Origin of the sequence: Actinomadura spongiicola, from assembly GCF_003432485.1 — a bacterium.
Taxonomy (GTDB): Bacteria; Actinomycetota; Actinomycetes; order Streptosporangiales; family Streptosporangiaceae; genus Spirillospora; species Spirillospora spongiicola.
In genome coordinates, this window is the sequence record NZ_QVNQ01000004.1 from 403,841 (window position 1) to 427,081 (window position 23,241).

The window sequence follows — 23,241 nt, forward strand, 5'->3', positions numbered from 1 at the left end:
GGCGATGAACCTGAACGACCGGCAGCGCAGGCTCCTGTTCGCGGGCCTCGTGGTGCTCCTCGCCGCCGCGGGCCTGTACCTAACGCTGGCCTCGCCCGGCGGCGACGAACCGGAACGTCCGGCGGCCCGTCCGAGCAGGACGGCCGCGCCGGGCCCGACCGGCCCCGCGTCCCCGCCGCCGGGAATCCAGACCCCGGTGAACCCGAACGGCTTCGACATCTACCGGCTGTTGCCGTTCACGCGGGCGGAGTTCGCCACCGCGGCCGATCTGGCGCAGCGGTTCGTCGCCGCGTACGGGACGTACCGTTTCGACGAGCCGCCGGAGGTGTACGCGCAGCGCCTGTCGGGCCTCGTCACCGACGAACTGCGGACGGAGCTGGCGCGGGCCGCGACCACCCCGGGCCTGCTGGAGGAGCGGCGCCGGGGCCAGGTCGTCGCGCGGGGCTCGGCGACGCTCGACCAGGTCCGCACCATCGAGAACAACTCGATCATCTTCCTGGTGACCGGGATCCAGCAGGTCTCGTCGGGTGACACCGACAGCAGCGACCGGCAGCGGTACGCGGTGACCGTGGTGAGGGAGGGCGGTTCCCTGCGGATCTACTCGTTCCAACCGGCGGACGCGGGTCAGGTGGGTGACACGGGATGAGCCGTCGTGTGCTGCTCTTCGGGGCGCTCGGCGCCGGCGCGGTGCTGTTCGCCGGGCTGCTGATCGTCCCGGTCATGTTCGGGGCGAGCCGGTTCATGTTCGGTGGCGGTGTCGCGGGCGGCAACTGCGTGAACGTCGCCCAGGCGGGCGCTCAGCCCGCGGCGGCGACGGGCGCGAGGGCCATTCCCGCGAACTACCTGGAGCTGTACAAGGACGCGGGCGAGAAGTTCGGCATCCCGTGGAACGTCCTGGCAGGGATCGGCAAGGTGGAGACGAACCACGGCACGTCGACCCTGCCCGGCGTCAGGAGCGGGGAGAACTACGCGGGCGCGGGCGGCCCGATGCAGTTCCTGGCCGCGACGTGGAAGGCGTTCGCGGTCGACGGGAACAAGGACGGCCGCAAGAACCGCTACGACCCGGCGGACGCGATCCCGTCCGCCGCCGCGTACCTCAAGCACAACGGCGCACCCCGCCGCATGCGCACCGCGATCTTCCAGTACAACCACTCGTGGGACTACGTGAACCTCGTCCTGGACTGGGCGAAGCGCTATGTCGGCGGTGACTTCGAGGTCGTCCAGACGAACGGGGTCGAGTGCGAGGACAACGACCTGCCGGTGAACGCCTCCGACCTCGTCAAGCGGATCATCGCGTTCGCGATGGCGCAGCGCGGCAAGCCGTACGTGTTCGGCGCCAACGGCCCGGACGCGTGGGACTGCTCCAGCCTCATCCAGGCCGCGTACCGGACGGTCGGCCTGAACATCCCGCGCACGACCTTCCAGCAGTGGCCGTTCGGCAAGAAGATCAAAAAGGGTGAGGAACAACCTGGTGACCTGGTGTTCTTCGACTCGGGCCCGGGAACCTCGGCGAACAATCCCGGGCATGTCGGGATGGTGATCTCCGACGGAAAGATGATCGTGGCGAGCTGCTCGTCCTGCGTTCCCGCGATCGGCGTGAAGCCGTACAAGCGGTCCGACTGGGTGGGGGTGACGCGTCCGCTCGCGCGTCCCGACCTGCGCAAGAAGGCCGGTGAGCTGGCCGCCGGGTGACGACCGAAAACCTCGGGAGAACCGGGGCGACGGCATGGCATGCTGATCGCGTGGAGCATGAGATAGCCATCCGGGTCGCCGACGAGCTGATGATGTTCCTGCCCGCGTCGCGGCGGGAGCCGGTGAGCAGCGTTCCCTGGGACGGCACCTCGACGCTCGGGCATCTGGTGGAGTCGCTGGGCGTCCCGCTGCCCGAGGTGGGGGCGATGACGGTCCACGGGACGCCGGTCGGCCCGTCGACCCGGCCGGACGCGGGCGACGAGGTGGACGTGTCGGCGGTGCTCCGCCCGCAGCGGGTCCCGCTGGAGCCGGACCAGGTCGCGCCCCGGTTCCTCCTCGACGTGCACCTCGGCACCCTCGCCCGCCGGATGCGCCTCCTCGGCCTCGACACCGCCTACCACAACGACATGGACGATCCGGAGCTGGTCGTCCAGGCCAACCGGGAACGCCGCGTCCTGCTCACCCAGGACCGCGGCCTGCTCCGCCGCCGCGCGCTGTGGTTCGGCGCCTATGTTCGCGGTTCCCGCCCGGACGACCAGCTCCGCGACGTCCTCGACCGTTTCGCGCCCGCCCTGAGCCCGTGGACGCGCTGCACCGCCTGCAACGGCGAACTCGCCCCGGTCGACAAAGAGGACATCGAACGCGACCTCGAAGCGGGAACACGCCGCAGCTACGACGTCTACGGCCGCTGCGCGGACTGTGGAAGGATTTACTGGCGTGGCGCCCACAGCGACCACCTGGAACGGATCGTCCAGGAAGCCCGAGCCCACGGCAACGCCAGGAGCTGAAACCCTTGATCACAGTCGTCGCCGCAGCGATCTTCTCGGACGGACGACTGCTGAGCGCCCAACGCGCCGAGCCCCCGCACATGGCCGGCGGCTGGGAACTACCAGGCGGCAAGGTCGACCCGGGCGAGTCCGACGAGGACGCCCTGGTACGCGAATGCCACGAGGAACTCGCCATCAAGATAGGCCTGGGCCCCAGGATCGGCGGCGACTGGCAACTCAGTGAACGGGCCCTCCTCCGGGTATGGACGGCCCACATCATCGAAGGCGAACCCCAGGCCCTGGAACACCTGGCCCTCCGCTGGCTGACCAGGGAAAACCTCTACGACGTCGACTGGCTCCCCGGCGACCGCCCCGTGATCGACGCCATCACCACCCAAAATCTTCTTACAGAGTGACGAACCTCTCACAAGCCTCGAAACTCCGCCACCATCGACGAGACCACCTCAGCCCGCCACCGCCACCCCACGACAACCCAAGGTTCGCGATCGCGTCCGAAGGCAGGTTCGAGCCTGCGAGAACCTGATCGCGCAGCGAGCCACCAGGCGAGACGAAGCGATGCCAGCGATCGCACGCGGTGCACGACGATGGAGGGCCGCCAGGCCCGAAGGAGGAGTGCACTGCCATGAACACAGCAGCGATCGCACGTGTTTCTCGACGATGGAGGCCGGCCAGGGCCGAAGGAGGAGAGAAATACAAATAAACTGAGCTAGATTCCTGAACTCTCACGCAAGGCGAACCCGCATGCCCATCTCCACGCGCGACGACCTCCGGAACGTCGCGATCGTCGCTCACGTCGATCACGGGAAGACGACGTTGGTCGACGCCATGCTCTGGCAGTCCGGGGCCTTCCGCGAGAACCAGGACGTCGACGACCGGGTGCTCGACTCCAACGATCTGGAACGCGAGAAGGGGATCACCATTCTCGCGAAGAACACCGCGGTCCGGCACGGCGGGATGACGATCAACATCATCGACACGCCGGGGCACGCGGACTTCGGCGGTGAGGTCGAGCGCGGGCTGTCCATGGTGGACGGCGTCGTGTTGCTGGTCGACGCGAGCGAGGGCCCGCTTCCGCAGACCCGGTTCGTGCTGCGTAAGGCGCTCGCCGCGCGGTTGCCGGTCATCCTGGTGGTGAACAAGACCGACCGTCCCGACGCCCGTATCGACGAGGTCGTGGACGAGACGTACGAGCTGTTCATGGACCTGGACGCCGACGAGGACCAGATCGACTTCCCGATCGTCTACGCGTCGGGCCGGGCGGGGCGTGCCTCGCTCGACAAGCCCGCGGACGGCGAGATGCCGGGCAGCCCCGATCTGGAGCCGCTGTTCACGGTGATCACCGAGACGATTCCGGCGCCGTCCTACGATCCGGACGCGCCGTTGCAGGCGCATGTGACGAACCTGGACGCCTCCAGCTATCTCGGCCGGATCGCGCTGTGCCGCGTCCACGCCGGAACGATCAAGAAGGGGCAGCAGGTCGCCTGGTGCCGTCATGACGGCAGCGTCGAACGGGTGAAGATCACCGAGCTGCTGATGACGGAGGCGCTGACCCGCAGGCCGGCGGAGGCGGCGGGGCCGGGCGACATCATCGCGATCGCCGGCATCCCCGACATCATGATCGGCGACACGATCGCCGATCCGGAGGATCCGCGCCCGCTGCCGTTGATCACCGTGGACGAGCCCGCGATCTCGATGACGGTCGGCACCAACACCGGGCCGATGGCGGGGCGCGAGAAGGGCACGAAGGTCACGGCCCGGATGGTGAAGGACCGACTCGACCGGGAACTGGTCGGCAACGTGTCGATCAAGGTGCTGCCGACGGAGCGGCCGGACGCGTGGGAGGTGCAGGGCCGCGGCGAGCTGGCCCTGGCGATCCTGGTGGAGAACATGCGCCGCGAGGGTTACGAGCTGACCGTCGGGAAGCCGCAGGTCGTCGTCAGGACCGTCGACGGGAAGAAGCACGAGCCGGTCGAGCGGCTCACCGTCGACATCCCCGAGGAGCATCTCGGTGCCGTCACGCAGCTGATGGCGGTCCGCAAGGGCCGGATGGAGCAGATGATCAACCATGGGACGGGCTGGGTCCGGATGGAGTTCCTGGTCCCGGCGCGCGGCCTCATCGGGTTCCGCACCGAGTTCATGACGGAGACCCGCGGCACCGGCATGGCGCACCACGTATTCGAGGGTTACGAGCCCTGGTTCGGTGACCTGCGGACACGTCCGACCGGGTCGCTGGTGGCCGACCGGCAGGGCGCCGCCACCGCGTACGCGATCATGAACCTGCAGGAGCGTGGCACGTTCTTCGTCGGGCCGACCACCGAGGTGTACGAGGGCATGATCGTCGGGGAGAACTCCCGTTCCGACGACATGGACGTCAACATCACCAAGGAGAAGAAGCTTACGAACATGCGTTCGTCCACCGGTGATGAGCTGGAGCGGCTCACCCCGCCCAGACAGCTGTCGCTGGAGGAGGCGTTGGAGTTCTGCCGTGAGGACGAGTGCGTCGAGGTCACGCCGAGCGCCGTCCGCATCCGCAAGGTCGTCCTGGACGCCAAGGAACGCGAACGCATGCGCGCCCGCTCCAAGCGAGCGGGCTGACCTACCAAGACCAGGCGTTACGGCGGACCGACGTTACGGCCGACCGCGGCGGACCGAACCTTCCGGCCGACCGAGCGCTGTAGGGACGGGGGCCGCCGGGTACCAGGCGGCCCCCGTCCGCTTGTCCGGAGCACGAAACGACGGCGGCCCCGAGGGGAGATCCCTCGGGGCCGCCGTCACGTCGACTCGGATGTCAGGTCAGTTGGACCGTGCCCGTCACGTCGGCGGCCAGACGGAGCTGGTCGCCGTCACGGAGCGGTGCCTCGACCCCGCGGGGGAGGCGCTCGCCGTTGACGAACGTTCCATTCGTGGAACCCTCGTCACGCACCCACGCCGTCCCGGACGGGTCGAGCCACACCGTCGAGTGGCGTCGCGACACGTTGTCGTACTGCGTGAACGTCGACGCGACCGGGGACTGGCCCGCGTCCCGTCCGATCACCAGATGCTGCCCGACGGAGACCTTCAGCTCGCCCGTGGGGAACATCACGCGCAGGACGGGCGTGCCCTTCTGCGGCAGCGGACGCAGGCACGAGTCGCACTGCGCGGCGCCCGGGTTGGACAGCACCGCCTCGCAGTACGGGCACATGAACGCCGTGCTGTCGGGCTGACGGCCCTGGTTGTGGTCGGGCGGCAGCAGCGTCGCCTCCCGGCCGTGCGGCGGCACGGGCGGTTGACCCCCGTGCTGTGGACCACCGAGCTGCTGACCACCGAGCTGCTGACCACCGAGTTGCTGACCACCGAGCGGCTGGGGCGGGCCGCCGTGCTGCGGCGGCTGGCCGAACTGGTCACCGCCGGGCGGGCCCTGCTGCGGTGAACCCCACTGGTCCTGCGGCTGCGGCTGTGGCGCGCCCCACTGATCCTGCTGCGGCGAGTACTGCTGGTCCTGCTGCGGGGAGTACTGGTCCTGCTGCGGGAACTGCTGGTCCTGTGGGGGGAACTGCTGGTCGGGCGGCGAGTACTGCTGTTGCTGCTGCGGCGCGCCCCACTGGTCCTGCTGCTGCGGCATGCCCCAGGGATCCGGCTGCTGCATCGGCCCCTGGCCGCCTTGCTGCTGCGGCTGACCGTACGGCTGCCCGTGCTGCCCCTGTCCGTGCTGACCTTGGCCGTGCTGGCCTTGCCCATGCTGGGGCTGGCCCTGGCCGTACTGGTCGGGGGCCTGCTGCTGGGGCATGGGGGAGCCCCAGCCGTCCTGCTGCTGTTGCTGCGGCGGCTGGCCCCACGGGTCGGGCGCCTGACCAGGCGGGCCCTGCGGCTGAGGCGGACCCTGGTGCTGCGGACCCTGCTGCTGGTACGGGTCGGGCGCCTGCTGGTACGGCTGGCCGCCCGGCTGCCCCGGCGGGGCTCCGTACTGCGGCTGGCCGCCCTGCGGCTGGCCCGGCGGCGGAAAGCCCCGGTGCTGGTCGTCGTACCCGCCCGGGCCCGGCCGCTGGGCGCCGCCCGCGCGGGCCAGGTTCGCCCCGCAGCTCATGCAGAGCAGGTCGCCCTGCTGGAACGGTTCGTCACAGACAGGACAGTTCAAGGTCGCCATGACACATCCCCCGAGCGCACCCCGGCGCGGTCGAGCCTCGACGTCAGGTGCTCCATGTCACCCCTTCGCGGGATCCCGATGTAGTACACCCGCCTTCCCTCCGGCCCTTCGTCCACGGACACCTGTACTCGGGGCCCTGTTCCTTCTCCAGTCTCCCCGATATCGGCCAGTGCCCCGTACCGCTCGGCCCCGAGCGGGGACAGCGGCACGACACGCTGGTTGGCCGACCCCCTCCAGAGTAGAGATCCACTCGTGGAGTGTCGCCCCTCCGGGTTGAGCCGATCAACGTACGGGCCCGCTATCACGGCGTCGCACATGTCCAGGATCTCGCGTGCCTCACCGGTGCGGACGAGCCGAGAGTAGACATATCCGCTGTAGACCAATATGTCCAATGTAATCGTCTCACGGGCGCGGTCGTCCTGCCACGCGCGGATCCCGCGCAGCAGCGCCGCCAGCGCGGCCGGCTGCTGGAACGGTTCGCCGCCGGAGATCGTGACGCCGTCGACCGGCCCAGGCAGGGACGCCAGCCAGCCGAGGACCGTTTCGACCGGGACGGCCTTGCCCGGATCGGCCTCCCAGGTGTCCCGGGACAGGCAGCCGGGGCAGTGCAGCGTGCAGCCCTGCGTCCAGATTCCCGCGCGGGTTCCGGGGCCGAGTGTGGTCACCGGATAGTGCGCCTTGGCGAGCAGCAGTGTCGCGGACGTCACTGAAGGTCCAGATGGACGATGCTGCCCTCGCGTCTCAGACCCGAGACAGTGATCTTCTCGTTGGGCACGAGATCACGGTCGAACAGCGCACGCGCCAGCGGGTTCACGAAGTAGGACTCCAGCGCCATGCCGATGCCGCGTCCGCCCTTGTCCAGCTCCTCCGTGCACCATCCGCGCAGCGTCGCCAGCGCCTCGCTCTTCACGGCGAGGACGAGCCGGTGCTCCTCGGTGACGCGCCGGCAGATGTTCGCGAGCTGCAGGTCGAAGATCTTCTGGGCGGCGTCGGCGGAGATGAAGTCGAACACGACGATGTTGTCGCCGAACCGGTTGAGCAGCTCGGGCCGGTTCAGGACCTCCGTGAAGTGGTCGGCGACGGCGCTCTTGATGCGCTGCTCCACCTCGTCGTACGGCATCCCGGGTGTGATGTTCTGCACACGGTCCGGCGACGCGAACGGCGACCCGCCCACGTGCGCCTCCCGGGTCGTGAGGTCGCGGCCCGGGACGTACATCCCGAGATTCGAGGTGAAGATCAGGATCGACTCGGAGAAGTGGACCGTGTTGCCGCGCCCGTCGGTGAGGCGCCCGTCCTCCAGGATCTGGAGGAACTTGTCCAAAATCCGCGGGTGCGCCTTCTCGATCTCGTCGAACAGCATCACCCGGAACGGGTCCTCCCGGACGGCGTTGGTCAGCTCCCCGCCCGCCTCGTGCCCCACGTACCCGGGCGGCGACCCGATCAGCCGGTCGCCGGAGCCCTCCCCGGAGAACTCGCTCATGTCGAACCGCAGGTAGGCCGACTCGTCGCCGAACACCAGCTCGGTGATCGCCTTCGCCAGCTCCGTCTTGCCGGTGCCGGTCGGCCCGGCGAAGAACAGCACGCCGCGCGGCCGGCTCCCCGACCGGGTCGCCTGCGCCCCCGACAGTCCGAGCACCGCCCGCTTGAGGATGTCGAGCGTCTTCGTCACGGCCTGCGGCTGCCCGATCACCCGTTCCGGGACGCGTTTCTCGCCCTCCAGCACCCGCCGCCGCAGATGGCCGCGGCTCCACGGGTTGTCGAGCACGCCGAGCTTGTAGGTGCGGACCGCGTCCGGCAGGTCCGCCAGGTCGACGCTGCGCTCCTTCGCCAGCCGCGTCACCTCGATCATCGACTGGAGGGTCAGCCCGTCGGCCTGCTCGGCGAACGCGTCGCACGCCGCCGCGGCGGCCTCGTCCGATCCCACGTCGGTGACGCCGAACGCGCGGGCCAGCAGCCGCGCCGTCTCCTGCCGGTCGCCGAGATGCGGGCGCGGGATCGTGATCTCCCGGACGTTCTCGTTGTCGGCCGTCAGCCACGGCGGCAGGTCACCCGGCCGTTCCACCAGCCACACCACCGGGTTGTACAGCGGCTTCGGCCGCGGACCGGTCACCCGGACGGGACGGGCGCTGCGCGACAGCTTCGCGCAGAACCGGAAGAAGTCGCGTTCGGCGGGCTCCAGGTCGGTGGGGGTGCGGGCGATCCGCGACGCCGAGTCGATCACGAACGCGGCGCGGATGTTCTCCTCCGGGCGCGCCACCGCCGACAGATGCCGGGCCAGCGCCTCCAGCGACGGCTTCTCGTCCGCCTTGATCTTGCCGAGCAGCCGCTCCGCCGACCGGGCCGCCTCGTCCCCGGACTCGTCTCCGGACTCGCCCCCGGCCTCCGGGTACACCTGGAGGCCGTCCACCGGGTCGTACACGATCATGAAGGAGGCGCCGCTGGACCGCAGCGTCTCCCACAGCAGCTCGCGCAGCGGCAGCAGCCGCGCGGGGCCGGTCGCGTCGGACGCGGGCGCGAGGAAACTGTCGTACAGGTTGCCCGACAGGACGTACTGGGAGTGCACCGAGAGGGTGGCGTCCAGCTCACGGATGAACGGAGGCCAGCCCGGCAGCCGTCCGCCGAGAGTCGGCGATTCAATGCTCATACCTGCTCCTCGCGGAGGGGCCGAGGGTGGGAAGGCGACCGGCGGCGCGGGGACGGTTCCCCGCACTCCCCGGTTCGTTCCCGTTCATCCGCCGGCTCCACTCCGCTCCATCCGTCCGATCGGTCGCCCGTCCACCAGGCACGTCACTTGTGACGCTCACGGCGGCGCTCGCGTTGCCCCGCACGTGCCCTAGTCTGCCGTGACTCGGTGGAGACCGGCAGCTCACGGACTCCCGGGTCCAGCCGCCACGAGACGTCCGAGCGGATCCCGGCGCGCTCCAGCCGGGTCCGCGCGGCCTCGAACGCCTCGCACCACTCGCGTTCCCGTTCGACGTCGACGCGCCGGTCGTCCTCGCTCTCCGCGGGCCGCTCCCGCACCATCGACGCCCGCACGTGGGCCGCGTCGTCCACCCGCATCCGCACGCTGTGGTCGGGCCAGGCGCCCTTCGTCAACGTCACGGTCCCGTCGCCGGCCGTCAGCGTCTCGAAACCCGTCTGGACCTCGTAGCCCAGGTCCTCGAACGCGGCGGTGATCGAGTCGAGGACGTAGCGGCGCTCGGCCTCGGCCTGCTCGGCGGCGTCCCGTTCCGCCGCCCGGCGCCGCTCCTCCTCCCGGCGCTCGGCGGTGCGGCGGTTCGCGTCCCCGATCCGCAACCGCACCTCCTGCAGGACGCCCTCGGCCTCCTCCGCCGTGCCGACGCCCGCGAGCAGCCGTGCCGCGTCCACGACCGCGCGCCGTTCCTCGTCGGACGCGTCCGGCAGCAGCCGCGCCATGATGCGGGCCAGGGTGCGCCGGGCGTCCTCCGCGGCGCTCTCGTCGTTCTCGTCGTTCTCGGGGGTCGGCGGGGTCTGCGCCGTGTCGGTCTGGAGCGCCTCGGCGGGGAGGGCGAAGACCTGCGCGGTGACCTGGGCGGCGAGATGTTCCGAGAGCCGCTGTTCCGCCTCGTCCAGAAGCCGGTCCGTCGTCTCGCACCACGCGGTCAACTCCGCGGCGGGACGTTCGTCCGGCTCCAGCGCCGCGGGGAGGGCCACGTCGGCTCCGAGCCCGTCCCGGGTCTCGGCGAGCGCCGCGATGCGGGCGTTGCGGCGCACCACCTCGCGCAGCGCCCGCTCCTGCGTCTCCACCTCCGCGAGCGCCGCCGCCCGCGCCTCGGCGCGTCCCTCGGCGAGCGCGGCCAGCGCCTCCGCGCCCCGGCCCGCCACCCCTGCGCCGTGTCCGAGGACGCGGTTCATGCCCAGGGTGAGGACCACCGCCATGTCCAGGACGATCTCGGCCTCGACACCACTGCTCACGCTTTTCCTCCGCCGCTTCGAGACTCCCGCCACCGGTGCAGCCGCATGCCCGCCATGACGGCGTGCGCGAACGCGCACACGGCCATCACCAGCATCCACAGCAGCGTCCCGAGCGGCATCACCGCGCCGAGCAAGAACAGGACGATCAGCAGCGGAAGCGTTCCGGCGAGGAACAGCAGCCCGCATCCGCCGCGTCCGGTGCGCCGCGCGGCGCCCGTCATCGCCCCCGACGCCCCGGACAGCACCCGGCCGCCCGTCGCGAGCGCCTTCGAGAACAACGACCAGGGCCCGCCCGGCAGGTAGTCGCCGCCCTGCGTGCGCGCCAGCATGACCTCGCTGCCGATCTGCACGGCCCACGCGAACACCGACGCCGCGACCAACAACCCGAGGGACGCGCCGGACGATCGTTGGAACCCGCCGACCGAGCTGGCGCCCGTGTCGTCGACACCGAACAGGCCGTCCACGATCCAACTGCCGAGCAGCCAGAACCCGAGCAGTGGCAGCGTCCACAGCACGGCGCGGGTCGTGGCGGCGCTCCGTCCCGCGAGGCGTTGCCGTTCGCGGTCGGCCCACCGGGCGCGCAGCGCCTCGCTCTGCCGCTCGGCGGTCAACCGGTCCCGCGCCCGCGCCTCCGCCTCCAGGACGGCCTCGGGCGCCGCCAGCGACACCGCGAGCAGCCGCAGCGGATCGTCGCCCGCGCCGTCCGCCATCCAGGTGAACCACGGCGCGGGCTCGGCGACCGACTCTCGTGCCCGCGCCGCGCCTTCGGCTACCAGCCGTCCGGTTTCCGCGGGACGCGCCGCGAGCGCCAGCAGCGTCAGCAGGACGACGGGCGGATCACCGGTCTCGGCGTCGGACAGCCGCGCGTCCAGCGCGGGCGGCGTCGCCTCCTGCGCCCGCAGCCAGCGGGCCAGGTCGTTCCACGCCGCCGCGTAGGCCCGCCACTGGTCGTCGACGCGGGCGAGCTCACGGCCGCCGTCGAACCCGGCCAGCACGCGCAGCAGGTCGCGTTCCCAGAGGTCGCGGCCGATCCGGCAGGCGAGAGGGTGGTCGGGATGGCGGCGGTCCCCGGCGAGGACGGCGAGGTTCGGCAGGTCATCGGCCGTCATCCGGCGGCCCAGATAGTGCGGGGGAAGCTCCGGGTCGAGCCACCGCACCAGATGCAGCAGCTTCACATCCGGCGGGAGGCGGGTGGCGAGCCTGCCGTCCACCAGGTCGTCGCGGCCCTCGCCCGGCACCTCCGCGAGCCAGTCGCGCAGGCTCCGCCAGGCCTGCCCCGACTCGCCGCGCTCGAAGAAGTACTGGGCGGCGTGATCCCAGTCGTCCACGAGGGCGCGCGCCAGTTCGTCGCGGCGGGTGAACCGTCGTCCCTGGAACAGGAGCCCGGTGCCCGTCTCCGGCGCGGCGGACTCCTGGGCCACCGGCGGCGAACCGCCGTCCAGCCACTCCCGGACCTCCCGGCCCGTCCACCTCCTGCGCGGGTCACGGGTCAGCAGCCCCTGGCACAGCAGCCGCAGCCGCGGATCGGGGACGTCGTCCGCGCTCACCGGACGCGTCGCCAGATGGTCGACCACCACCGTCTCGCTCAGCCCCTGGAACGGGGCGCGGCCCGTCGCCATCTCCCGGACGATCATGCCGAGCGACCACCAGTCACGGGCGGGCGACACCTGGCCCGACAGCGACTCCGGCGCCGCGTACGCCAGCGTCCGCGACGACGACGCGAACACGACGCTCTGGTCGAGCACCCGGCTCAACCCGAAGTCGGCGATCACCAGCCGTACCGGGTCGGTGCCCACCACCAGGACGTTCTCCGGTTTGAGGTCGCGGTGGACGATGCCCGCGCCGTGCAGGGCGATCAGCCCGTCCGCGAGCTGCGCCGCGATCTCACCGGCGGTCTCCGCGGGCAGCGGCCCCTCCCGCAGCAGCGCCCGCAGGTTGCCGTCGGGCGCGTACGCGGCGATCTCGTAGTCGCGCCCGTCCGCGTGGCCGGTCTCCAGGATCCGCAGCACATGCGGCGAGTCCAGCGCGGGCAGCTTCGCCCAGACGTCCCGGTCCGCGCTGTACCCGCGGCGGAAGATCTTCGCGACGTACTCGTCGCCGTGCTCGTCCCGGACGAGCAGCAGATCGGACTCGGCGCCCTGCACCGGCAGCTCCGCGACGGCCCGGTACCGCTCGGCGAGCACTCCCGGCAGCCGTACCAGCGGATCGCCGGACGGCGGCCCGTCCCGCCGCGTCCGCGCCGCCGAAAGCTGCTCGGGCACCCGCGTGTCGCGCCGGGTCATGCCCCCGTCCTGTCGCGCGTCCTGTCGCGCGTCCCGTCGCGTGTCCCGCGGCGGGACCCCGCCGCCGGTCCCGTCGAGCTCACCCACCGGATGCCCGCCTAGTCCTTGTCCTTGATGACCCGCAGATACTCGCTGATCTTGAACTGGTTGATCACGAATTCCAGGACCAGCCGCGTGAAGAGCACCTGGAGGAGCCACACGAAGGGGGTGGCGAGCAGAGTGATGAGGCCGACCGACGAGCCCTCTTCGAGATAGGCCAGCCCGTACCACGCCATGACCAGGGCGACCAGCGTGATTGGAACCAGCGCCAGCAGGTAAACGATCTTCACCAGCTTGGCGGTGATCATGTAGTCGAAGTTCATGTCGAAGAGCGTGCCGAGCAGGCCCTTCGTCGCCGGGCGAGGTGGCGGAGGCGCCCAACCCCGCTGTTGCTCCGGCGGGCCGTACGCCGGGTCCGGCGGGCGAGGCCCCGGAACCGGGCCCTGCTGCTGAGGCGGCTGCTGAGGCGGCTGCTGGGGCGGCTGCTGGGGCGGCTGATGTGACGGTTGCTGTGGTGGCGGTGGTGGCCCGTAGGAGCCCGTCCTGCCGGGCTCCGGCCGACCGGCCTCCGGCTGAGCAGGAGCCTGCGGGCGCGGTGGGTGACCGGGGTCCGATGGATGCGTCATCGCCGTCCGTCTCCAGTGTGGGGCCGCCTACAGAGAGACTCTAAGGCCTGCGCCCGGCCCCGCGCCGGAAGGAGAGGCCGCTCGGTCGCGCGGTATCACGGTGGTCACCGAACGCCCGGGATTCCTCAGGCGGAGGAGGCGTCCGTCCGGTTATCGTCGGGGTCGATGGTCGCGCTGCTGCTGGTGCCCGTGGGCTTCGTCGTCGGTCTGCTGTCGGCGCCTCTGGCGGGGCCGTTCGTGGACGAGGTTCCGCGGCAGCGCCGTGTCGCGATGGGGCTGGTCACCGCCGGTGTCTGCATGGTGCTCGGGTGGCGGGTCGGGCCCGAGCCCGTGCTGCCCGCGCTCCTCTATCTCGCCGCCGTCGGCACCCTCCTCGGGTTCATCGACGTCGAGGTCAAGCGGCTGCCCGACCGGTTCACGCTGCCGTCCTACGGCGTCGCGGCGGGGTCGCTGGCCGCCGCGGCGCCGTTCGAGGACGGCGGTTTCGACCGGCTCCAGCACGCGCTCCTCGGCATGGTGGCGCTGCTCGTCCTGTACTTCGCGCAGGCGTTGCTCATGCCGTCCGGGATCGGCATGGGCGACGTGAAGCTGTCCGGAGTGCTCGGCCTCTACCTCGGCTGGTTCGGACGGGACGCCTGGGTGCTGGGACTGCTCGCCACCTACCTCCTGGGCGGCCTGGCGGCGGTCGCCGTCCTGATCGTCCGGCGGGACAGGAAGGCCGAGTTCCCCTTCGGCCCCTGCATGCTCGCGGGGACGCTCATCGGAGTCCTCGCCTTCGCCGCCGGCTGACCTCAGTCCTCGCAGGGGTTCCGGCCGGCCTTCACACCCCCGTTGATCCTGTTGATGGCCGGTGGGGCGAGCCGGAGGCCGTTGCGGCCGATGACGAGCCGCACCCCGCCCGCCGGGGCGTCGGGCCTTGCGGTCAGCAGCGCGTCGGGGACGTCCCGGGCGAGCGCCGACGCCTGCGCCTCCGTGGACGGCGCGAAGACGATGCGGCTCTCGGGCACCGCGGCGCTCGTCTCGACCTTCTTCGCGACCTCGTAACCGCGCCGGCGGAGCTGCCGGACGACGCGTTTCACCAGCGCGTCCCGTCCGCCCGCCGCGACGACGGTGACGTTCACCTCGGCGGGAGGCGGCGGCGCCTGCTTGGCCTGGACGGGGGCGACGGGTTCCGCGGGCAGCTCGTCATCGTTGCGGATCGCGTCGAACAGCGGCCTGGCCGCCTCCTGGTTCCACTGGACGCGGTTCGGGTCCGGCGCGTACCGCTCGACGGGGACCGTCACGAACCGCACCTGGCCCGCGCTCATGCCCTTGAGCCCCTCGGCCAGCCTCCGCATCGCCGACAGGTCGAGGTCGTCGTCGGTCGTCACCGACTTGGTCGCGGCCTTGAGGAACTTGTACGTCTTCGCCGGGTCGGTGAGGACCCTCCCGCTGGTCGCCTTGTCGACGACGGCGGCCATGAACTTCTGCTGGCGCTCGATCCGCTCCAGGTCGGACCCGTTTCCGAGCGAATAGCGGGCCCGTACGTAACCGAGGGCCTGGTCGCCCTTGACGGTCTGCTTTCCGGCCTTCAGATACAGCTCCGCCCGCGGGTCGTTCACGGGTTTGTCGACGCAGATCTCGACCCCGCCGAGGGCGTCCACCATCCGCTTGAATCCCGAGAAGTCCACCTGCACGAAATGGTCGATGTGGATGCCGGTGAGCGACTCCAGTGTCTTCCACGTGCAGGTCGGGCCCGCGTAGGCGAACGCCGCGTTCAGCATCCCGAACTGCGCTGGAACGGTCCCGCCCTTCTCCTTCTTGCACGCGGGAATCCTCACCATCGAGTCGCGCGGGAAACTGATGCCGACCGCCTGGTCCCTGTTGGGCGACAGGTGCAGCAGGATCGCGGTGTCCGACCGTGCCCCCGAGATCTCGGTCCCGCCGTACTTCGCGTTGGCGCCCGCACGGGTGTCGGACCCGATCAGCAGGATGTTCAGCGATTTGTTCAGCTTCCTCGGCCGGTCGGCGCCGAGCTGGTCCGAGACGTGCTTCTGCTCGATGCCGCCGACCAGGTCGTGGTACAGCCACGCCGCTCCGGCGCCCCCGAGCAGCATCACCACGACCATGCCGAACCCGACGCGCCGCAACACCTTCCGCCGTCGCTTGTTCCGGCCGCCGGTCCCGTCTCGGGGCGCCTCGCCTTCTGGCCGGGGCGCGTCGTGGCCGCTCGCCGCCTCACCGCTCGCGGCCTCATCGCTCGTGGCCTCACCGCTCTCGGCCTCATCGCTCTCGGAACGTTCCGCCCGGTCTTCCGGTGGGGCGTCCGCATCGTCTTCCTGGACGGCAGCGGCAGCGTCGTCACCGTTTTCGGCGTCGGACGGCTGCGATTTCGTGGGGTGCGGGTCCGTCTTCCTTTCGGCCCCTTCCTCGTCGGGATGGTTGGAAGTTCCCGGTGAGGAATCAGGGATGTCCTGCCGGGGTGCGGAGGTGTGTTCCGCGGCGTGTCCCGGAGGGGTGGAAGGGGTGCTCGGGGCGGCCTTGTCAGCCGCGAGGTCGTCGTCCGCCGCGAGATCGTCGCGGCCGGCGTCTTTGTCGCTCATCGGTCCCGTCTCGGCGCGGGCCCTGATCAGGGCGCGTGGTTCTGCGTGTCGTGAGTCTAGGGAGGCGGCGGGATTTCCGGGGGAGCGGTACCTCACCCGAACGCCTTCCGTCCTGGAGCGGTCGCACGGCCTCGTGCCGCGGACGGTGGAAGGAAAGAAGCTCAGTTGTTGGATGCGCGAGCCGCCCGTTTTGTTGACGGTGATGCGCGATCGGGTGCCACCCCCGGCGGGGAGTGGAGAGCGGGGCGGGCCGCGACCGGCGTCCACCTCGGCAGGAGCGTTCCCGTCCGGGGCCGGTCGGGAGGGGCGGCCATGCCGTTGCGCGCTCGTCTCCATTCCGCTGGGCAATAACAACTGGTTATGGATGGCGGTCGGTGCCGACGGCCTGTTCGGCGGCTAAAGTCTGTGGTCAGACTCACATGCGGGTCTCGCTGTTATGTATGTCACAGCCGCCTTCGGGTGGCGTAAGGTCGCTTCGCTAGAAGCGCACACGAGGCGTCACCGCCCGCATGCGGCACGGTCTCCGGCCGCCGTGTGCGAACCCGGCCGGGGGCCCGGGGGCAACGGCTCAGGCGCGCGGGGGGACACGGCGTCGCAGGTGCGCACACCGTGGTACGGGGACACGACGACCCGAGCTCAGGAGAGCGATCGATGAGCACTGTGGAGGCGCCGGCCAGGTCGCGCGCCCAGATCAAGGAACGCACGCTCCGGAAGGACAACTGGCGCCTGTATCCGATCACGACCTTCGTGATCTTCACGGCATGGGTGGTGTACGCGACCGTCCGGGCCTTCTGGGGCTCGGCCTTCTACGTCCCGGAGTTCCACTACCTGACGCCGTTCTACTCGCCGTGTCTGAACGAGATCTGTAACGACGTGACGGTCAACGGGCACACCGGTGACGCCGCCGAGTTCGGGACGTTCCTGCCGGAGAGCACCCGGGGGTGGATCCCCTTCGCGGCGCTCTCGCTGCCGTTCCTGCTGCTGTTCCGGCTGACCTGCTACTACTACCGGAAGGCGTACTACAGGTCGTTCTGGGCGTCGCCGTCCGCGTGCGCCGTCCGGGAGCCGCACGGCAAGTACACCGGCGAGCGGCGCTTCCCGCTGATCGCGCAGAACCTGCACCGCTACTTCTGGCTGGCGGCGGTTCTGATCTCCCTCGTCAACACCTACGACGCGATCCTCGCCTTCCACGGGAAGGACGGCGGGTTCGGCATCGGGCTCGGCACGCTCATCCTGGTCGCGAACGTGGTGCTGCTCTGGCTGTACACCCTGTCGTGCCACTCGTGCCGGCACATCGTCGGCGGACGGTTGAAGAACTTCTCCAAGCACCCGCTGCGGTACCGGATGTGGGGCTGGGTCTCCAAAATCAACGAGCGGCACGGCACCTATGCCCTGATCACCCTCGGCTCGCTGGTGGTCGCCGACCTGTACGTCGCGCTCGTCGCCAGCGAGACCATCTCCGACCTGCGTATCTTCAACTGAGGCCAAGGAATCATGACTGAGATCGAGAGGCACTCGTACGACGTCGTGGTGATCGGCGCCGGTGGCGCCGGGCTGCGCGCGGCGATCGAGGCTCGCCTCCAGGGCAAGAAGACCGCGATCATCTCCAAGTCGCTGTTCGGCAAGGCCCACACGGTGATGGCCGAGGGCGGCGCCGCCGCCGCGATGGGCAACGTCAACGCCAACGACAACTGGAAAGTGCACTTCCGCGACACCATGCGCGGCGGCAAGTTCATGAACAGCTGGCGCATGGCGGAGCTGCACGCCAAGGAGTCCCCGGAGCGGATCTGGGAGCTGGAGCACTGGGGCGCGCTGTTCGACCGCACCAAGGACGGCAAGATCAGCCAGCGCAACTTCGGCGGGCACGAGTACCCGCGGCTCGCCCACGTCGGCGACCGCACGGGCCTGGAGCTGATCCGCACCGCGCAGCAGAAGGTCGTGGCGCTCCAGCAGGAGGACCACGCGAAGCACGGCGACTACGAGGCCCGGCTGAAGGTGTGGGCCGAGACGACGGTGACGCGGCTGCTGAAGGACGCCGACGGAAAGATCTGCGGCGCGTTCGGCTACGTCCGGGAGACCGGGAAGTTCGTCGTGTTCGAGGCGCCCGCCGTCGTGCTCGCCACCGGCGGCATCGGCAAGGCGTTCAAGGTCACGTCCAACTCCTGGGAGTACACCGGGGACGGGCACGCGCTGGCGCTGCTGGCGGGCGGGACGCTGCTGAACATGGAGTTCGTGCAGTTCCACCCGACGGGCATGGTCTGGCCGCCGTCCGTCAAGGGCATCCTCGTGACCGAGTCGGTGCGCGGTGACCGCGGCGTCCTGCGGAACTCCGAGGGCAAGCGGTTCATGTTCGACTACATCCCGGAGGTCTTCAAGGACCAGTACGCGACCTCCGAGGCGGAGGGCGACCGCTGGTACGACGACCCCGACAACAACAGGCGTCCCCCCGAACTGCTGCCCCGCGACGAGGTGGCGCGGGCGATCAACTCCGAGGTGAAGGCGGGACGCGGATCGCCGCACGGCGGGGTGTTCCTCACCGTCGTCGACCGGATGCCGGGCGGCGCCGCCGAGATCGTCCGGCGGCTGCCGTCGATGTACCACCAGTTCAAGGAGCTGGCGGACGTCGACATCACCAAGGAGGCGATGGAGGTCGGCCCGACCTGCCACTACGTCATGGGCGGCGTGGAGGTCGACCCCGACACCGCCGCGGCCCGCGTGCCCGGCCTGTTCGCGGCGGGTGAGGTGTCCGGCGGCATGCACGGGTCGAACCGGCTCGGCGGCAACTCGCTGTCGGACCTGCTGGTGTTCGGACGGCGGGCCGGGCTCGGCGCGTCGCAGTACGTGGAAGGCCTGACCGCGCGCCCCACCGTCCCGGACGCGGAGATCGAGGCGGCGACGGCCGAGGCGATGGCGCCGTTCGAGCGCAAGGACGGCGAGAACCCCTACACCGTCCACGCCGAACTCCAGCAGACGATGAACGACCTGGTCGGCATCATCCGCAAGGAAGAGGAGCTGGAGCGGGCGCTGGTGGCGCTCGGCAGGCTCCGCGAACGGGTCGCGAAGGTGAGCGTCGAGCCGGTCGCGGTCGGCGACGGCCGCGGCTACCACCCGGGCTGGCACCTCGCGCTCGACCTGCGCAACATGCTGCTGGTGTCGGAGGCGGTCGCGAAGGCGGCGCTGGAGCGCCAGGAGAGCCGCGGCGGCCACACCCGCGACGACTACCCGCAGATGTCCGCGGAGTGGCGGAAGGTCAACCTGGTGTGCTCGCTGGCGGGCGATCCGTCGTCCCCGCACGTCGAGCTGAAGCGGCAGCCGATGACGCCGATGCGGGACGACCTGCTCGAACTGTTCGACAACGACGAGCTGAAGAAGTACCTGACCGCCGAGGAACTGCCCGCCGGGCTCGCCGAGGAGGTCAAGGCCGAAGACGGCGAGGCCGACGATGGCAAGGCCGGGGACGCCGCCGACGAGAGCGAGGAGGACGGCCGATGAGCTACGAGGCCAAGTTCAAGGTCTGGCGCGGCGACGACGGCGACGGCGAGCTCACCGACTACACCGTCGAGGTGAACGAGGGCGAGGTCGTCCTCGACATCATCCACCGGCTCCAGGCGACGCAGGCGCCCGACCTCGCCGTGCGGTGGAACTGTAAGGCGGGCAAGTGCGGCTCGTGTTCCGCGGAGATCAACGGCATGCCGCGGCTGCTGTGCATGACCCGGATGTCGACGTTCGCGCCGGACGAGACGGTCACGGTCACGCCGGTCCGCACGTTCCCGGTCATCCGCGACCTCGTCACGGACGTGTCGTACAACTACGAGAAGGCGCGGCAGATCCCGTCGTTCGATCCGGGTGACGCCAAGCCCGGCGAGCTGCGCATGCAGCAGGTGGACGTGGAGCGCTCGCAGGAGTTCCGCAAGTGCATCGAGTGCTTCCTGTGCCAGAACGTCTGCCATGTCATCCGCGACCACGAGGAGAACAAGCCGGAGTTCTCGGGCCCGCGTTTTCTGATGCGGATCGGTGAGCTGGAGATGCACCCGGCGGACGTGGCGGACCGGCGCGAGATCGCCGCGAAGGACCACGGGCTCGGGTTCTGCAACATCACCAAGTGCTGCACCGAGGTCTGCCCCGAGCACATCAAGATCACCGACAATGCGCTGATTCCGATGAAGGAGCGGGTCGTCGGCCGCAAGTACGACCCGGTGGTGTGGCTCGGCAGCAAGCTCGGCATCGTCAAGAAGGGCCAGGACACCCCGTCCGCGTGACCGGGGTCGGACCGGTGCTCGTTCCCGGCCGGTGCTTTTCGCGAACGTCCCCCACCGCCCCGCACGGCGGGGGACGACCGCGTTTCCGCCCGGGAACGAACGCTCTGGCTTGCGACGTTCCCGTATGTCGGCGGGCGGCGCGCCCCCGGGCCGCCGCCCACCGATCCGCCGTTCCCCATGAACGCCGCAGGAACGCCTTGACGCCGGACGGGACGCCGGGTGGCCTCCCGGCCGTGCACGCCGAGAGTTACTCTCGCGCACCCCCGCCCGCCCGACTAGGGATTAGTGCACACAACGCGTGACTCAACCGTGATTGTTTTCCGGGACCACGGGACGGGCAGGTCCCTTTAGCGTGGTGGGCATGAGCGCCCTCGAACCGGGCTCGTTCCTCGCCGATCTCACGCGGGCGGAACGCGAGGACCTGGAGTCACGCGGCCGCGTCCGCGCCTTCGACCGGGGCGCCACGCTCTTCGTCGAGGGGGAGGACCCGGGCTGGGTCGCCGTCCTGCTGAAGGGCAGGGTGAAGGCGTTCTCCTATCGTGAGCAGGGCGGGGAGGCGCTGCTCGCGGTTCGCGGACCGGGCGCGCTGCTCGGGGAGGTCGCCGCGATAGACGGGTTGCCGCGGTCGGCGTCGGTGGCCGCGCTGGAACCGGTGCGGGCACTCGCCGTGACCGCCGACGAGTTCATGGCGTTCCTCCAGACGCATGGCCGCGTCTCCATCGTCATCATGCGGATGCTGTGCCAGCGCTGGCGCGACGCCGACCGCAAACGCGCCGAGTTCGGCATGTTCGACGCGACCGGACGCGTCGCGCAGCGCCTCGTCGAGTTGGCGGAACGGTTCGGCGTTCCGTACGAGCGGCGGTCGGGCCCGGGGGCGGGCGGCCAGAGCGTCCGCATCACGTTGAACCTGTCGCAGGACGAGCTGGCGGGCTGGGTCGGGGCGTCCCGGGAGGCGGTCAGCAAGGCGCTGCGCACGCTGCGGGCGCACGGCTGGATCGAGACGGGACGGCGGCGGCTGATCGTCCACGACCTCCAGGCCCTCCGCCGCCACGCCCGCTGAACGGCCCTTCACGAACAGCCCTGCTCAAACGGTAAGGCGCGTGCTAGGCCCGGCGTGGACGCCCCGTAACCTGTGCAGGATGCAGTTGCAGCAGCTCGCCTACTTCGTCGCGGTCGCGGAGGTGCGTCACTTCACCCAGGCCGCCGAGCTCCTGCGGGTGGCGCAGCCGTCGCTGTCCAAGCAGATCCGCGCGCTGGAGTCCGAGCTGAACGTCTCGCTGTTCAGCCGCGCCCGCGGCAACATCACGCTGACGCCCGCCGGTGAGGCGCTGCTGCCGCTGGCGAAACGCATCCTGGCCGATGTCGACACCGCGCGCCTGGAGGTGCAGGAGCTGGCCGGGTTGAAGCGGGGGCGGGTGCGGCTCGGCGCCACGCCGTCCCTGTGCGCGGGCCTCCTGGCGGACGTGTTGCGCCGCTTCCACGACGCCTACCCGGGGATCCAGCTCATCGTCGAGGAGGGCGGCTCACGCGACCTCGTCCGTGAGCTGACGCGCGGATCGCTCGACATGGCGCTGGTCATCCTTCCGCTGCACGGCGACCCGCCCCTGGACACGATCCCGATACTCCGCGAGAACCTGGTGGTGGCCTCCCCGGCGGGCCCGGAGCAGGGCGCGCCGGAGCGGTCCCTCCCGGCCGCGAAGGCCGCGCAGCTTCCGCGACGCGCGTACCTGCGCATCGAGGACCTGCGGAACCGTCCGCTGGTGATGTTCCGTCCCGGATACGACCTGCGTGAGGCGACGATCGGCGCGTGCCGGGCGGCCGGGTTCGAACCCAGGTTCGCGGTGGAGGGCGGCGAGATGGACGCCGTGCTGCGGTTCGTCGAGGTCGGGCTCGGTGTCGCGGTCGTGCCGAGCATGGTCCTCGCCGGCCGGCCCGGGCTGCGCGGCACGCCGCTCGCCCTGCCGGACGAGGAGGCGCGGCGCGGCCGCCACGGCCCGGGGCTGCTCCGGACGGTCGCGCTCGCCCACCGCAAGGACGTCGAGCTCACCCACGCGGCCCGCGCCTTCCAGGACACCCTGCAGACGTTCCTCGTGGAGGCCGGTCTGGCGGGCGGCCTCCCCGCCGGCGTCGAGACCCTCGTCCACGGCTAGCGGGCGCGGCCCGCTGGTCAGGCGGGTAGAAGATCCTTGAGGATGCGGCCCCGGACGGCGTCGTCGCCGCCTTCCGGCAGGTGCCAGGGACAGGCGAGGTGCAGCGCCGCGACGCGTCCGGTGTCCATGATGCGGCGCGCGGACGCGAGCACCGACCCCGCGGAGGGTCCGTCGCCGACGGGGAACCTCAGGCCGGGCAGGTCGTCCTTGTCGATGATGTCCAGGTCGATGTGCAGGAGGAGCGGCCCTTCGGGCAGGACGACGTCGTCCACGCCGCAGCGCCTGACCTTCGCCGTCGCGAGGTACTCGGCCTCGCCGGGGTCGAGGTCGCGGGCGTCGACGAGGACGGCGCGCTCCTCGGGAACCGGGCGGAGTCCCAGGCGGTCCGCGAGCAGTTCGGTGTCGGTGCCGAGGACCTGCCGGAGCGACATCCCGCCGATGTAGCCGGACGTGGAGCTCGCCATGGAGTGGACGTCGCCGTGGGCGTCGAACCAGACGACGGACGGGTCGAGCCCGGCCCGCTGCGTCCCCGCGAGGACCGCCTCGGCGATGAGGCAGTCCCCGGACACGACCGACGGCGTGGTCCCGCCGCCTATCTGGTCGGCGATTTCGGTGGCGACCGGCTCGTACAGCGCGGCGAGACGCGTCCACACGTCGCCGTCCGGCAGGTCCCGGGTGATCGTGACGATGTCGTCGCCGGGCAGGGGGAAGGACGAGCCGGGCAGCCTCTCGTCCTGGTGGTAGGGAACCAACGTGATCGTCAT

General features: G+C 70.8%; 20 protein-coding genes. 12 read left to right on the forward strand and 8 right to left on the reverse strand.

All coding sequences use genetic code 11. The features are described from left to right. Nucleotides 1-4 precede the first annotated feature (4 nt). The 5 genes from D0T12_RS14575 to typA all read left to right on the forward strand — a co-directional run bounded on the left by D0T12_RS14575 (nucleotide 5) and on the right by typA (nucleotide 5,075). Nucleotides 5-646 (forward strand): hypothetical protein, encoded by a 642-nt coding sequence (locus tag D0T12_RS14575; RefSeq protein ID WP_117400091.1) that lies wholly within the window; start codon nucleotides 5-7, stop codon nucleotides 644-646. Then, complete coding sequence (locus D0T12_RS14580) at nucleotides 643-1,692, forward strand: C40 family peptidase (RefSeq protein ID WP_117400092.1); 1,050 nt, start codon at nucleotides 643-645, stop codon at nucleotides 1,690-1,692. Before D0T12_RS14575 ends, D0T12_RS14580 begins: the two co-directional genes overlap by 4 nt. 50 nt (nucleotides 1,693-1,742) lie before the next feature. Further along, a complete protein-coding gene (locus tag D0T12_RS14585; protein ID WP_267900402.1) occupies nucleotides 1,743-2,480 on the forward strand; it encodes a Mut7-C RNAse domain-containing protein in 738 nt (245 codons plus the stop codon). A gap of 5 nt (nucleotides 2,481-2,485) precedes the next feature. Beyond that, nucleotides 2,486-2,875, forward strand: coding sequence for a (deoxy)nucleoside triphosphate pyrophosphohydrolase (locus D0T12_RS14590; RefSeq protein ID WP_233526060.1), 390 nt, complete (start codon nucleotides 2,486-2,488; stop codon nucleotides 2,873-2,875). A gap of 346 nt (nucleotides 2,876-3,221) precedes the next feature. Then, the gene (gene typA, locus D0T12_RS14595) at nucleotides 3,222-5,075 is read left to right on the forward strand and encodes a translational GTPase TypA (RefSeq protein WP_117400093.1); all 1,854 of its coding nucleotides are present in this window, start codon (nucleotides 3,222-3,224) and stop codon (nucleotides 5,073-5,075) included. A gap of 193 nt (nucleotides 5,076-5,268) precedes the next feature. Here typA and D0T12_RS35340 read toward each other — a convergent pair whose 3' ends face one another. Then, on the reverse strand, nucleotides 5,269-6,081 hold the full coding sequence (locus D0T12_RS35340; protein WP_158581501.1) for an FHA domain-containing protein: 813 nt from the start codon (nucleotides 6,079-6,081) through the stop codon (nucleotides 5,269-5,271). Between D0T12_RS35340 and D0T12_RS35345 the strand changes: the two genes are divergently transcribed. After that, a complete protein-coding gene (locus D0T12_RS35345; RefSeq protein ID WP_158581502.1) occupies nucleotides 6,040-6,687 on the forward strand; it encodes a hypothetical protein in 648 nt (215 codons plus the stop codon). The genes D0T12_RS35340 and D0T12_RS35345 overlap by 42 nt on opposite strands. Here D0T12_RS35345 and D0T12_RS14605 read toward each other — a convergent pair. The 5 genes from D0T12_RS14605 to D0T12_RS14625 all read right to left on the reverse strand — a co-directional run bounded on the left by D0T12_RS14605 (nucleotide 6,591) and on the right by D0T12_RS14625 (nucleotide 13,183). Continuing rightward, nucleotides 6,591-7,310, reverse strand: coding sequence for a 4Fe-4S single cluster domain-containing protein (locus tag D0T12_RS14605; RefSeq protein ID WP_117400095.1), 720 nt, complete (start codon nucleotides 7,308-7,310; stop codon nucleotides 6,591-6,593). The genes D0T12_RS35345 and D0T12_RS14605 overlap by 97 nt on opposite strands. After that, on the reverse strand, nucleotides 7,307-9,247 hold the full coding sequence (locus tag D0T12_RS14610) for an AAA family ATPase (protein WP_117400096.1): 1,941 nt from the start codon (nucleotides 9,245-9,247) through the stop codon (nucleotides 7,307-7,309). Before D0T12_RS14610 ends, D0T12_RS14605 begins: the two co-directional genes overlap by 4 nt. 143 nt (nucleotides 9,248-9,390) lie before the next feature. Continuing rightward, nucleotides 9,391-10,539, reverse strand: a complete 1,149-nt coding sequence (locus D0T12_RS14615) for a response regulator receiver protein (RefSeq protein WP_117400097.1) — start codon at nucleotides 10,537-10,539, stop codon at nucleotides 9,391-9,393. Next, entirely contained in the window at nucleotides 10,536-12,821 is a 2,286-nt protein-coding gene (locus D0T12_RS14620) for a serine/threonine-protein kinase (protein WP_117400443.1), read from the reverse strand. Before D0T12_RS14620 ends, D0T12_RS14615 begins: the two co-directional genes overlap by 4 nt. A 98-nt stretch (nucleotides 12,822-12,919) precedes the next feature. Further along, nucleotides 12,920-13,183 (reverse strand): DUF4282 domain-containing protein, encoded by a 264-nt coding sequence (locus tag D0T12_RS14625; protein ID WP_117400098.1) that lies wholly within the window; start codon nucleotides 13,181-13,183, stop codon nucleotides 12,920-12,922. A gap of 468 nt (nucleotides 13,184-13,651) precedes the next feature. Here D0T12_RS14625 and D0T12_RS14630 point away from each other — a divergent pair, with 468 nt between their 5' ends. Beyond that, entirely contained in the window at nucleotides 13,652-14,275 is a 624-nt protein-coding gene (locus D0T12_RS14630; protein ID WP_117400099.1) for a prepilin peptidase, read from the forward strand. Between the two features lie 2 nt (nucleotides 14,276-14,277). Here the strand turns inward: D0T12_RS14630 and D0T12_RS14635 are convergent, their stop codons facing one another. Continuing rightward, nucleotides 14,278-16,068 (reverse strand): LCP family glycopolymer transferase, encoded by a 1,791-nt coding sequence (locus D0T12_RS14635; protein WP_117400100.1) that lies wholly within the window; start codon nucleotides 16,066-16,068, stop codon nucleotides 14,278-14,280. A 651-nt stretch (nucleotides 16,069-16,719) separates the two neighbouring features. Between D0T12_RS14635 and D0T12_RS14640 the strand changes: the two genes are divergently transcribed. The 5 genes from D0T12_RS14640 (at nucleotide 16,720) to D0T12_RS14660 (ending at nucleotide 22,477) form a co-directional block, all read left to right on the forward strand. Continuing rightward, nucleotides 16,720-17,550: a hypothetical protein gene (locus D0T12_RS14640; protein WP_117400101.1), complete on the forward strand. Its 831-nt coding sequence runs from the start codon at nucleotides 16,720-16,722 to the stop codon at nucleotides 17,548-17,550. Nucleotides 17,551-17,562: 12 nt separating this feature from the next. Then, nucleotides 17,563-19,560, forward strand: coding sequence for a fumarate reductase/succinate dehydrogenase flavoprotein subunit (locus D0T12_RS14645; RefSeq protein ID WP_117400102.1), 1,998 nt, complete (start codon nucleotides 17,563-17,565; stop codon nucleotides 19,558-19,560). Then, the gene (locus D0T12_RS14650; protein ID WP_117400103.1) at nucleotides 19,557-20,327 is read left to right on the forward strand and encodes a succinate dehydrogenase/fumarate reductase iron-sulfur subunit; all 771 of its coding nucleotides are present in this window, start codon (nucleotides 19,557-19,559) and stop codon (nucleotides 20,325-20,327) included. Before D0T12_RS14645 ends, D0T12_RS14650 begins: the two co-directional genes overlap by 4 nt. A 361-nt stretch (nucleotides 20,328-20,688) precedes the next feature. Then, nucleotides 20,689-21,387 (forward strand): Crp/Fnr family transcriptional regulator, encoded by a 699-nt coding sequence (locus D0T12_RS14655; RefSeq protein WP_117400104.1) that lies wholly within the window; start codon nucleotides 20,689-20,691, stop codon nucleotides 21,385-21,387. Between the two features lie 79 nt (nucleotides 21,388-21,466). Next, nucleotides 21,467-22,477, forward strand: a complete 1,011-nt coding sequence (locus tag D0T12_RS14660) for a LysR family transcriptional regulator (RefSeq protein WP_117400105.1) — start codon at nucleotides 21,467-21,469, stop codon at nucleotides 22,475-22,477. Nucleotides 22,478-22,494: 17 nt separating this feature from the next. Here the strand turns inward: D0T12_RS14660 and D0T12_RS14665 are convergent, their stop codons facing one another. After that, nucleotides 22,495-23,241: an arginase family protein gene (locus tag D0T12_RS14665; RefSeq protein ID WP_117400106.1), complete on the reverse strand. Its 747-nt coding sequence runs from the start codon at nucleotides 23,239-23,241 to the stop codon at nucleotides 22,495-22,497.